This window comes from uncultured Nevskia sp. (genome assembly GCF_903885465.1).
In the GTDB taxonomy this organism is placed as follows: domain Bacteria; phylum Pseudomonadota; class Gammaproteobacteria; order Nevskiales; family Nevskiaceae; genus Nevskia.
The window spans coordinates 1-10,344 of record NZ_CAISIQ010000412.1; the positions used below are offsets into that span (position 1 = coordinate 1).

The 10,344-nt window shown below is 63.3% G+C and carries 13 protein-coding genes and 1 tRNA gene; 13 read left to right on the top strand and 1 reads right to left on the bottom strand.

The features are described from left to right. From QZY06_RS16020 to QZY06_RS16065, 10 genes are all read left to right on the top strand, one after another. Positions 1 to 212: MotA/TolQ/ExbB proton channel family protein (locus QZY06_RS16020; RefSeq protein ID WP_295686067.1), on the top strand; the 212-nt coding region annotated here is incomplete at its 5' end. Then, positions 212 to 679 carry a protein TolR gene (gene tolR, locus QZY06_RS16025; protein WP_295686068.1) on the top strand — a complete coding sequence of 156 codons (468 nt, stop codon included), beginning with the start codon at positions 212 to 214 and terminating at the stop codon, positions 677 to 679. The genes QZY06_RS16020 and tolR, both read left to right, overlap by 1 nt. After that, positions 676 to 1,545 carry a cell envelope integrity protein TolA gene (locus QZY06_RS16030; RefSeq protein WP_295686069.1) on the top strand — a complete coding sequence of 290 codons (870 nt, stop codon included), beginning with the start codon at positions 676 to 678 and terminating at the stop codon, positions 1,543 to 1,545. The genes tolR and QZY06_RS16030 overlap by 4 nt, the downstream gene beginning before the upstream one ends. A 35-nt stretch (positions 1,546 to 1,580) precedes the next feature. Then, positions 1,581 to 2,873, top strand: a complete 1,293-nt coding sequence (gene tolB / locus QZY06_RS16035) for a Tol-Pal system beta propeller repeat protein TolB (protein WP_295686070.1) — start codon at positions 1,581 to 1,583, stop codon at positions 2,871 to 2,873. Positions 2,874 to 2,958: 85 nt separating this feature from the next. Next, complete coding sequence (gene pal / locus QZY06_RS16040; protein ID WP_293391778.1) at positions 2,959 to 3,471, top strand: peptidoglycan-associated lipoprotein Pal; 513 nt, start codon at positions 2,959 to 2,961, stop codon at positions 3,469 to 3,471. A 5-nt stretch (positions 3,472 to 3,476) separates the two neighbouring features. Next, a complete protein-coding gene (ybgF, locus tag QZY06_RS16045; protein WP_295686071.1) occupies positions 3,477 to 4,319 on the top strand; it encodes a tol-pal system protein YbgF in 843 nt (280 codons plus the stop codon). Positions 4,320 to 4,340: 21 nt separating this feature from the next. After that, a complete protein-coding gene (gene queE, locus QZY06_RS16050) occupies positions 4,341 to 5,024 on the top strand; it encodes a 7-carboxy-7-deazaguanine synthase QueE (RefSeq protein WP_367275661.1) in 684 nt (227 codons plus the stop codon). A 102-nt stretch (positions 5,025 to 5,126) separates the two neighbouring features. Continuing rightward, entirely contained in the window at positions 5,127 to 5,810 is a 684-nt protein-coding gene (queC, locus tag QZY06_RS16055) for a 7-cyano-7-deazaguanine synthase QueC (RefSeq protein WP_295686073.1), read from the top strand. 54 nt (positions 5,811 to 5,864) lie between these two features. Beyond that, positions 5,865 to 5,940, top strand: a tRNA-Lys gene (locus QZY06_RS16060). 158 nt (positions 5,941 to 6,098) lie between these two features. After that, positions 6,099 to 7,370 carry a HAMP domain-containing sensor histidine kinase gene (locus QZY06_RS16065; RefSeq protein ID WP_295686078.1) on the top strand — a complete coding sequence of 424 codons (1,272 nt, stop codon included), beginning with the start codon at positions 6,099 to 6,101 and terminating at the stop codon, positions 7,368 to 7,370. On the opposite strand, the gene QZY06_RS16070 is transcribed toward QZY06_RS16065, so the two are convergent. Next, positions 7,371 to 7,997 carry a TetR/AcrR family transcriptional regulator gene (locus QZY06_RS16070; protein ID WP_295686074.1) on the bottom strand — a complete coding sequence of 209 codons (627 nt, stop codon included), beginning with the start codon at positions 7,995 to 7,997 and terminating at the stop codon, positions 7,371 to 7,373. Between the two features lie 125 nt (positions 7,998 to 8,122). Here QZY06_RS16070 and QZY06_RS16075 point away from each other — a divergent pair, with 125 nt between their 5' ends. From QZY06_RS16075 to QZY06_RS16085, 3 genes are all read left to right on the top strand, one after another. Further along, a complete protein-coding gene (locus QZY06_RS16075) occupies positions 8,123 to 8,950 on the top strand; it encodes an SDR family oxidoreductase (protein WP_295686075.1) in 828 nt (275 codons plus the stop codon). A gap of 38 nt (positions 8,951 to 8,988) precedes the next feature. Further along, positions 8,989 to 9,927: a hypothetical protein gene (locus tag QZY06_RS16080; RefSeq protein ID WP_295686076.1), complete on the top strand. Its 939-nt coding sequence runs from the start codon at positions 8,989 to 8,991 to the stop codon at positions 9,925 to 9,927. A gap of 186 nt (positions 9,928 to 10,113) precedes the next feature. After that, on the top strand, positions 10,114 to 10,344 hold a 231-nt coding region (locus QZY06_RS16085; protein ID WP_295686077.1), incomplete at its 3' end, for an FAD-dependent oxidoreductase.

A 10,344-nucleotide genomic window follows, 5' to 3' on the forward strand; every position in this document is an offset into this window, starting at 1 on the left:
CGGCGCAAACCACCCTGGCACAGGTGGCACCAGGCATCGCCGAGGCGCTGATCGCCACCGCCATCGGCCTGTTCGCGGCGATTCCGGCAGTCGTCGCTTACAACTTCTTCGTCGCCCGCGTCGATCGCCTTGAAAATCGCTTCTCGACCTTCGCCGAAGAGCTGACCGGCATCGTCGATCGCGGCCTGCGCGGCGGCTCGAGGGCCGGCTAATGGCGGGTTCGGTATCGCCCAAGAAGGGCAAGCGGCGGTTGAGCGCCGAAATGAACGTGGTGCCGTACATCGACGTGATGCTGGTGCTGCTGGTGATCTTCATGGTCACTGCGCCGCTGATGACCCAGGGCATCGATGTCGAACTGCCGCAGGCGACCGCGGAAACGCTGTCTGCTGATGACGAGCCGCTGACCCTGTTCGTCAGTGCTCGCGGCGAGTATTTCCTCGATGCCGGCGGTGATGCCAAGAAGGCGCTGGAAGACCAGACGGTGATCGATCGGGTCGGCGCGATCCTGCGCAACAAGCCGCAGACGATGGTGCTGATCCGCGCCGACAAGGGCGTCAAGTACGACCGGGTCGCCAACGGCATGTCGCTGCTGCAGGCGGCCGGTGCGGCGAAGATCGGCTTCGTTACCGATGCGCCGACGGTGCCACGGGCAGCCTCCGCCAAACCCGAGCGCGGATGAAGGTTCAGACGCGCCATATCGTTGCAGCCGTTGCGCTGCATCTCGCGGTGTTCGGGCTGCTGTTCAGCGGCGTGCAGTGCGGCCGCGTGCCCGAGCCGGTGTCGATCATTCAGGGGCAGCTGATTTCGGCGAATGAATTGCCGAAGCCGAATGCTGCGCCGAAGCCGGAGCCGACACCCGAGCCGCCGGCCCCGGAACCGGCGAAGCCCGAAGCGCCGCCCGAGCCGCCGAAGCCGGACGAAGCCCAGCGCAAGCAGCAGCAGGAACAGGAGGCCAAGCAGCAGCAACAGAAAGCGGCCGAGCAGAAAGCCGCCGAGCTGAAGACTGCCCAGGAAGCGTTGCTGAAGAAGCAGGCCGACGAACTCGCCGACAAGAAGAAAGTCGCCGAAGACGCCAAGAAAAAGAAGGAAGCCGAAGACAAGCAGCGCCAGGACGATCTCGCGCGCTCGGCGATCGAGGAAGAGGAAAAGCGCCTCGCCGCCGACAAGAAGAAAAAAGCCGAGCAGACCAAGCGCGAAGCCGAAGCGAAACGCGCGATGGAGGCGGAGCTGTCTGCGGCGATGGGTGCCGAAGTGGCCGAGCGCACCGCGCAGGAAGTCAGCATCTGGGGTACGCAGCTGGTGGCGGCGATCCAGCGTGTCTGGACCCGTCCGCCCGGCACGGCCGATCAAAGCATCGTCTGCGTGGTCAACATGCAGTTGTCGGCCACCGGTGAAGTGCAGTCGGCCACGATTCGGAAATCGAGCGGCAACGCACTGATCGACGATTCGGTGATTCGCGCTGTCTACAAAGCCAGCCCGATGCCGTTGCCCAAGGATTCCCGGGCGTTCCAGTCGGGCGTCAACATCACTTTCAAACCGCAGTAAGTCCACACGACCTACTCGTAAAAACGGATCAAGACATGCTCAGAAGACTGCTCACCGGATGCCTGCTGATCGCGAGTCTCGCGGCGCAAGCCGATCTCGATATCACCGTCGTCGGCGGGTCCAAGCGGGCCCAGCCGATCGCCGTCGTGCCTTTCCAGCAGGCGCCGGGCGGGGCGGTTGATGTCGCCCAGATCGTTGCTGCCGATCTCGACCGCAGCGGCCAGTTCCTTTCGCTGGCGCGCGCCGACATGAAAGGTTTCGATCCGCTGCCGGTGACCGAGCCGCAGGTCGATTACCGCACATGGCGCGCACTCGGTCAGGAAGCGCTGGTGATCGGTCAGGTGCAGATCCTGCCGGGTGGTGGTGCAAAAACAACAGCGGAGCTGTACGACGTATTCCGCACTCAGAAGATCATGACCATCGAAGCCACCGCGACCCGGGCGACCGAATGGCGGTCGATGGCGCACAAGGTGGCCGACCAGATCTATGAGAAGTTGACCGGCACCAAGGGGATCTTCGATACCCGAATTGCCTACGTCACCTCGATCCAGACCGGCGGGCGCCGCCAGTTCAAGCTGATCTGGGCCGATGCCGATGGCGAGAATCCGCGCGAGATCGCCCGCAGTTTCGAGCCGCTGCTGTCGCCGTCGTGGTCGCCGGATGGCCGCCGCATCGCTTATGTCACCTTCGAGGATGGCCGCTCGAAGATCATCATCCAGACGCCTGCGACCGGCGAATACGTGACCTTCCTAGGCGAGAAAGGCATCAACAGCGCGCCGTCGTGGACGCCGGACGGCACCAAGCTGGTGGTGACGCTGAGCTTCCAGAAGAACGCGGACATCTACGTCATCGATCTGGCGACCAAGAGCCGTCGCCGGCTCACCGACAGCTTCGCCATCGATACCTCGCCGACGGTCTCCGCCGATGGCCGCACCGTTGCTTTCCTGTCCGATCGCAGCGGCACCGCGCAGATCTACACGATGAGCATCGACGGCGGTGAAGCGAAGCGGCTGACTTTCGAAGGACGCCGCAATGAACAGCCGCGCTTCTCGCCCGATGGCAAGACTCTTGCACTGGTTAATTACAATGGATCCGGTTATCGTATCGGGCTTGTGGATATCGCAACGGGCGTCATGCGCCTGGTCAGCGACGGCCCCCTGGATGAAGGTCCCAGTTTTGCGCCCAACAGCGCGGTCGTGATTTACACACGACAAGGTTCCTCCGGTGCCGAGCTCGCCACGGTTTCGACTGATGGCTCCATCCGCCAACGTTTGCGGCACACCGGCGATGTCCGGGAACCGGCCTGGGCACCGTACACCAAGCCCTGATTTGTCTGCTTTATTGCGGTTCTTCAGCTTGTCACCCGCAAGGGTTCATCATCGCCAACAAAATCGTCGTCAAGGAGTTTGAAAAATGTTGAACAACAAGTGGTTCGTCTGCGCAACCCTCGCTGTCGCCGCTATCGCCACCGGCTGCTCCAGCACCGGTGACAAGAATGCCAACGCCCCGGCAGATGCGGTTTCGCCGACGTCCACCTCCCAGGGCGGCGTTGCCACCTCGGCTGGCGGCAAGAGCACCGGCGCCAGCACCCCGGCCTCGGCTCAGAGCATCGTCTACTTCGACTTCGATTCGAGCGATCTGAAGGCCGAGTCGAAGGACGTCGTCGCTGCCTGGGCGCGCTACCTGACCGCCAACCCGACCTCGAAGGCCCAGCTGCAGGGCAACACCGACGAGCGCGGCACGCGTGAGTACAACCTGTCGCTCGGCGAGCGTCGTTCGGCCGCTGTCAGCGCCGCGCTGCAGTCGGCCGGCGTTTCCGCCAGCCAGCTCGAACTGACCTCGAACGGCGAAGAGAAGCCGGTCGCGATGGGTCATGACGAAGCGTCGTGGTCGCAGAATCGTCGCGTCGAAATCGTCGGTCAGTAAGTCGAATGTCGGCCGCCGTGATTGTTGCTGCACGTCGTCGCATCATTCGTTCGGCCAGGCTGGCACCGCTGCTTGCGGTGCTGGCACTGACTGGATGTGCTGCGAACAATTACGGCGGGCCGATCAACGGCCAGCAGGCGCTGAGTCCTGAAGAGCGGCGCCTGCAGGCTGTCGAGACCAAGCTCGCGGAAGTCTCGCGACGCCAGACCACGGTCGATGCCGGCCGTGATCAGAAGGTCAGCGAAGATCTGGGCAAGCTGCGTGGCCTGATCGAGCAGCTGCGTTACGACTTCGATCAGTCGGAACGGCGTCAGCAGGAAGCGATCACCTCTTTCGATGCCCGCATCAAGGCACTGGAAGCGCATGCGATCGGAACGGCTGATGGCAGCATCGGTGGCGTATCGGGTGATCCCGCTGCGCAGCAGTTCGGTGGCACGGTGGCTCCGCCATCGAATGTGCCGCTCAGCACCGCTGCTGATGAAGAAGCGCTTTACCTGAAGAGCTTTGACCAGCTCAAGGCTGGCAAGTACGACGAAGCAACGGCCGGCTTCAAGGCCATGCTCGTCAAGTACCCGCAGGGCAATTACTCGGATAACGCCTGGTACTGGAGCGGTGAGTCCTACTACATCAAGAAGGATTATCCGAACGCGCTGACGAGCTATCGCTCGCTGCTCGAGAAATTCCCGGCCAGTCCGAAGGTTCCGGATGCGCTGCTGAAGACCGGCATCATCCAGCAGGACCAGAAGAAAGCGGATCAGGCCAAGGCGGCCTACAACCGCGTGATCAAGGAGTTCCCGAATTCCAGCGCTGCCCCCCAGGCACGCACCCGGCTCAGCCAGTTGCACTGAGCAGGTTGAGTTGTGAGTTCCATCGCCGTCGAGTCCGGACGCCAGACGCGCCCGGCAGCATCGGCGACTCGTCTCAAGCTCACTGAAATCTTTCTGTCGTTGCAGGGCGAGTCGACTTTCGTCGGCTGCCCGACCGTGTTCGTGCGCCTGACCGGCTGCCCGCTGCGCTGCCAGTACTGCGACACCGCCTACGCCTTCCACGGCGGCCGCTGGCACGAGCAGGCCGAGGTACTGGCCACCGTCGCCAGCCATGGCGTCCGCCACGTCTGCGTGACCGGTGGCGAGCCGCTGGCCCAGAAAGCCTGTCTGCCGCTACTGACCGCGCTCTGCGATGCCGGCTACACGGTATCGCTGGAAACCAGCGGCGCCATCGATGTGTCCGCTGTTGATCCCCGCGTGGTCAAGATTCTCGACATCAAGACGCCGGGTTCCGATGAGGTCGAACGCAACCGCTGGGCCAACCTGCCGCTGCTGAATCCGCAGGACCAGATCAAGTTCGTGTTGTGCAGCCGTGCCGATTACGACTGGGCAAAAGCCATCGTTGCCGAGCATGGTTTGTGCGAGCGCCACACCGTGCTGTTTTCGCCGAGCGCGAGCCAGATCGCCGCCCGTGACCTGGCCGACTGGATCGTCGCCGATCGCTTGCATGTGCGTTTCCAGATGCAGTTGCACAAGCTGCTCTGGGGCGCGGAACCGGGGCGCTAGCGATCGCTGGCACGCCCAGCCATGGATTGGCTGGGCCGGCGGTCGTTCAAGAGTGCGTCGTCTCGCCAGGGACGGCAGAGAACCATTGATCAGGAGTTGCAGATGGCGGGACAACGAAAAGCCGTCGTATTGCTCAGCGGCGGACTCGATTCGGCGACGGCGCTGGCCATCGCCCGCAGCGAAGGCTATGTCTGCCATTGCCTGAGCGTGGCCTATGGTCAGCGTCACAGTGCCGAGCTCGACGCTTCGGTGCGGGTCGCGGCCAGGCTCGGTGCCGCCTCCCATCGTCTGATCCACGTCAATCTCGATTTGATCGGCGGCTCGGCGCTGACCGACAGCTCGATCGATGTCCCCGAGGGTGAGACGCCTGGCATTCCGATCACCTACGTGCCGGCGCGCAACACGCTGTTCCTGTCGCTAGCCATGGGTCTCGCCGAAGTACAGGGCGCTGAAGCGCTGTACATCGGCGTCAACGCCGTCGACTACAGCGGCTACCCGGACTGCCGGCCCGAGTTCATCGAAGCCTTCGAGAAAGTCGCCCAGCTGGCGACCCGTTCCGGCGTCGAAGGCACCGCACTGAAGATCGAGACGCCGCTGATCCGCTTGAGCAAGGCGGAGATCATTCGTCGCGGCACGGCGCTCGGCGTCGACTTCGCCGAAACCGTGTCCTGCTATCAGGCCGACAGTGAAGGCCGCGCCTGCGGCCGCTGCGATTCCTGTCGTCTGCGCCGCGAGGGTTTCGCTGCCGCCGGCTTGCCTGATCCGACCCGCTACGCGGTTTCCTGAATCGCTCGCCGATGGCAAGGCTGTTGCAGCTATAATCCGCGCCTCGCGAAACGGGGGTCGTTAGCTCAGTCGGTAGAGCATCGGACTTTTAATCCGTTGGTCCTGGGTTCGAGTCCCAGACGACCCACCATTTTTGCGCAGCTGTACGCCGCTGGACTTATCGGAACCTCTGCGAGATCAGGGGTTTTTTATTGTCCGGGGCGCCTGTTGGGTGTCCCGGGAAAGATTCCCGATCACCTACAGACGGCGAGGCGGGCGAAGTAAGATCGCGAGGGAGAACCCTCATTGGTGCAGGCGTTCAGAGATCAGTGGCGCGCTGCGAATATGGTCATCCGCCTTCATCCCCAGACGTATCCAGCACACCTTCCGCCGATCATGACGGGCAGCGATCAGGAACCCATTCGGGATCGAGTCACGGTTCTCGGCGAATACCGCGTGCTGGACACGCCGGTAGAGCCCGCGTTCGACGACATCACACGCTCGGCGATGTTTGCGCTGGACGTTCCGATCGCGCTGATCAGTCTGGTCGACGAATCCCGCCAGTGGTTCAAAAGCGAGCAGGGCCTGGCCTGCCGTGAAACCCCGATCTCGGCTTCCGTCTGCGCGCATGCCATTCGCCAGTACGAGTTCTTCGAAATCTCCGATCTGGCCGCGGATCCCCGTTTTGCCCAGAACCCGCTGGTGACCGGCGAGCCATTCGTGAGGTTCTACGGCGGCGCGGTGCTGCGCACGTCCGAGGGAATCGCGCTGGGAACGGTCTGTGTGCTGGACCGCAAACCTCGGCAACTTACCGATGATCAGCGCGGCTTCCTGAAGGGCCTGGCGCGTCAGACGATGGCGCTGCTGGAGCTGCGCAAGGCCTTGCGGCTGTCGTTGGAAATCGCCGAAAGGCAGGCGCACCTGATGGCCGTTGCCGGGCACGATCTTCGTCAGCCGCTGAGCATCATTTCCAATGCGATCGCCACCGGGCTCGCGGCCCCGACACATCCTTCGATGCCGCGTCAGCTCGGCCTTGCGCAGCGCGCGGTGGACTCGCTGGTCGAGCAGCTGGATGGTCTGGTGACGGCTGCTACCAGCGGTGGCTCCACCGAAGAAGCGGCGCCCCTGCGGGTGCCCTTTCAAATGGCCGAGCTGTTCGATGCGCTCGGCCCGAGCTGGGCATTGCATGCCGCCTCGAAAGGCCTTCAGCTCGACGTGGTGCCGTCCAGCGCCGAAGTGCTCAGCGATCGGCGATTGATGAGTTCGATCCTCGGCAATCTGGTCGGCAACGCCATCAAGTACACCCGCACCGGCCGTATCCTGATTGGCTGCCGGCGGCGGCGCAAAGGGCTGGAGGTCTGCGTCTACGACACCGGCGTGGGCATTGCTCCGAGTCAGCAGGAGGCGATCTTTTCGCCCTTCAAGCAACTGAATCCGGAAAGCGAGGGCTTGGGTCTGGGCCTGGCACTGGTCAAGCAAGCGGCCTTGCAGCTGCAGGTGCCGCTCGAGGTGTCCTCGGTGCTTGGTCGCGGCACCAAGTTCAGCGTGCAGCTGCCGTACGGCGGTCAGGCAGCCGAGTAATCAGGACGGCGGCGCGGCATCGAGCTTTGCCAGTTCCGCTTCCGCATAGCTGGCAATCATCTCGGCCAGGCCTTCCGAGAGCTGCTCGAAGCTGATGTTCGGGTTCGGTTCGCTCAGGTGGCGGATGATCGTGAACACGCTGCCGTGGATGAAGATATAGCTCATCACCGGCAGATTCCTGAGCCGAGTCAACTGCGGGTTGTGCAGCGCGTACTGCATGATCAATTCGACCAGCAGCTGCTGGATCGCTTCGAGCTGGCGGCTGCGCTCGGCGTGCATCGAGAAGCCGGCGTACTTCAGATAACGGCCGTCGTTGCGGTTCAGCAACTCGCGGAAATGACCGAGCAGGCGGATCACCATCGGCCGGATGTCCAGGCGCACCAGGCTCGGCATCAGCGCGCGCACCATGGCGACGATCTCCGTGGTCAGGTGCGCGTTCATCGCCTTGAACACGGCTTCCTTGTTCGGAAAATACTCGTACAGCGAGCCGACGCCGACACCGGCGATGTCGGCGATATGCCGCGTCGTGGTCTGCGCCAGGCCATGCGTCTGCAGGCTGATGAAGCCGGCTTCGACGATCGCCTGCATCGTCGCCTTTGAACGCTCCTGCTGCGGTTTCCTGGCCATCGCCCTCGTTATCCCGCCGTTTCCGAATTGAATCCGAACAATAGCTCGGATTATCTTGCCATCAATCAATGTCACTGTCATTTAGTGACATTGACATTCAACAAGGCCAAGAACGAGGAGCAGCGATGTCGAGCAGAAAGGTATCAAGAAGCGCATCCGCAGTGGTCACGGGTGCTGGAAGCGGTATCGGCCGTGCATTTGCGCTGGAACTCGGCGCCCGCGGCGGCCGTGTGGTCTGCGCCGATCTGAAGCTGGCAACTGCTGAGGAAACCGCTGCCCAGATCCGCGCTGCCGGCGGCCAGGCCACCGCCATCGCCTGCGACGTGTCGAAGCTCGAACAGGTCGAGAAGATGGCCGTAAAAGCCGAACAGTGGCTGGCCGGGCCGGTCGATCTGGTGATCAACAACGCCGGTGTCGGCGCCGGTGGCAGCGTCGTTGGCGAGACACCGATCGACGACTGGCGCTGGGTGCTCGGCGTCAACCTCTGGGGCGTGATCCACGGCTGCCATGTGTTCGCGCCGAAGCTGCGCGCGCTCGGCCGTGGCGGCATCGTCAATGTCGGCTCCACCGCGAGCTTCGCCGCCGCGCCGCTGATGGGCCCGTACAACGTATCGAAAGCCGCCGTGCTGGCGCTCAGCGAAACGCTGGCCTCGGAGTTCACCGGCACCGGCATCAAGATCACCGCGCTGTGCCCGACCTTCATCGCCACCAACATCGTCAAGGACGGCCGGATCAGCGAAAGCTCTTCGAAGATGGCCGAGCGGCTGATGCAGTGGACTTCGGTCACTCCCGAGAGCGTTGCCAAGACCACGCTCGATGCGCTCGATCGCAACCAGCTTTACGTGCTGCCGCAGGTCGACGCCAAGCTGATCTGGCGCATGAAGCGCTTCGCGCCAGTCGGCTACGGCCGCGGCATCGGCTGGCTGAACCGCCTCGCTGGCAATCGCGCCTGAAACCTCGAATCCCTTCCAAAAAAAACGGAACCGAAACCATGCAACTCGACATCGACAAGATGCTGGTCAAGATCAAGAACACCCAGTGGGCGCTGGCCGATATCGACTGGGATGCGCCGGGCCGCGAACTGGTCACCGAGAACGTCGAGCAGTACGCCAAGCTGAAAGTGTTCATGGCCGATCTGATGTGGATCGAGCACGTCGGCGCCCGCGCCTTCGCGGCGATGGCGAAGAAAGCGCCGAACGACACGCTGGCCGAGATCTATCGCTACTTCCACGCTGAAGAACAGCGCCACGCCAATGTCGAGATGGCGCTGATGAAGCGCTGGGGCATGCTCGAAGGCGATCACGACAATCCGATCCTGCCGGAACCGAACATCAACCTGCGGCTGGTCATCGACTGGCTGGATACCTACAGCGACGAGATGCCACTGGAAGTGCTCGGCTCGGTGATCCCGAGTCTGGAAATCGCGCTCGACGGCGCGCTCTGCAAGTTCCTGCTCGACACCGTCCAGGACCCGGTCTGTCACGCCGCGTTCGAGAAGATCAACGAGGACGAAGCGCGCCATCTCGGCGTCGGCTTCCACGTACTGGAAATGATGGGTTACGGCAAGACCTACCAGCTCGCAGTGCGCACTGCCGGCACCTTGCTGAACCCGAAGCTCTTGATCGGCATCGCTGCCTATCTGCCGCTGCTCAATCGCATGCGCGACAACCTGGTGAAGCTCGGCCTCAAGGAAGAGCGCTTGTACGAAGCGATGAACAAGTACAAGAAGATCGGCGGCCGCACCGAGCAGGGACGCCGCAATCCCTGGTTCCAGATCATCAGCAACCAGTCGGCGATGGTCGTCAATCGCAAGTCGCTGTACCACGTGCCGGTCGATGCGCTGGTGCGTCTGACTGACTACTACCCGCGCCGCTGGCTGAAGGCGACGCCGACCTGGGTCAAGGGTTTGACCTGGAAGACGGCGGCCTGAGCAAGTCTTTCTCCCTCCCCGCTTGCGGGGGCGCGTGGCCCGCAGGTGACTGACTCAATGTCAGTCACCTGCGACGCCTAAGCGGGGGAGGGGCGTTTGGCCCCGAACGCTGCACTCCGCCCCAATGCCCCCATCCCAGCCTTCCCCCGCGTGCGCAGGAAGGAGCAACAGCACAAGAGATAAACGATGACCCAGTATCAAGATGAAGCCCCCGTTGCCGGCCGTCGTTCACGTCGCGCTGCCGATCCCGTTGCCGTGAAGGTGGTGGAAGTGCTGATCGTCGGCGCCGGCTTTGCCGGGCTTGGCGCGGCGATCCGTCTTCGCGCTGCCGGCATCACCGATGTCGCCATCGTCGAGCGCGGCAGCGAAGTCGGTGGCACCTGGCGTGACAACCAGTATCCCGGCGCGGCCTGCGAC

Coding starts and splice junctions, on each gene's coding strand:
- ybgF (WP_295686071.1), top strand. CDS start 3,477: ATGTCGGCCGCCGTGATTGTTGCTGCACGTCGTCGCATCATTCGTTCG.
- pal (WP_293391778.1), top strand. CDS start 2,959: ATGTTGAACAACAAGTGGTTCGTCTGCGCAACCCTCGCTGTCGCCGCT.
- QZY06_RS16080 (WP_295686076.1), top strand. CDS start 8,989: ATGCAACTCGACATCGACAAGATGCTGGTCAAGATCAAGAACACCCAG.
- QZY06_RS16030 (WP_295686069.1), top strand. CDS start 676: ATGAAGGTTCAGACGCGCCATATCGTTGCAGCCGTTGCGCTGCATCTC.
- tolR (WP_295686068.1), top strand. CDS start 212: ATGGCGGGTTCGGTATCGCCCAAGAAGGGCAAGCGGCGGTTGAGCGCC.
- tolB (WP_295686070.1), top strand. CDS start 1,581: ATGCTCAGAAGACTGCTCACCGGATGCCTGCTGATCGCGAGTCTCGCG.
- QZY06_RS16075 (WP_295686075.1), top strand. CDS start 8,123: ATGTCGAGCAGAAAGGTATCAAGAAGCGCATCCGCAGTGGTCACGGGT.
- QZY06_RS16070 (WP_295686074.1), bottom strand. CDS start 7,997: ATGGCCAGGAAACCGCAGCAGGAGCGTTCAAAGGCGACGATGCAGGCG.
- queC (WP_295686073.1), top strand. CDS start 5,127: ATGGCGGGACAACGAAAAGCCGTCGTATTGCTCAGCGGCGGACTCGAT.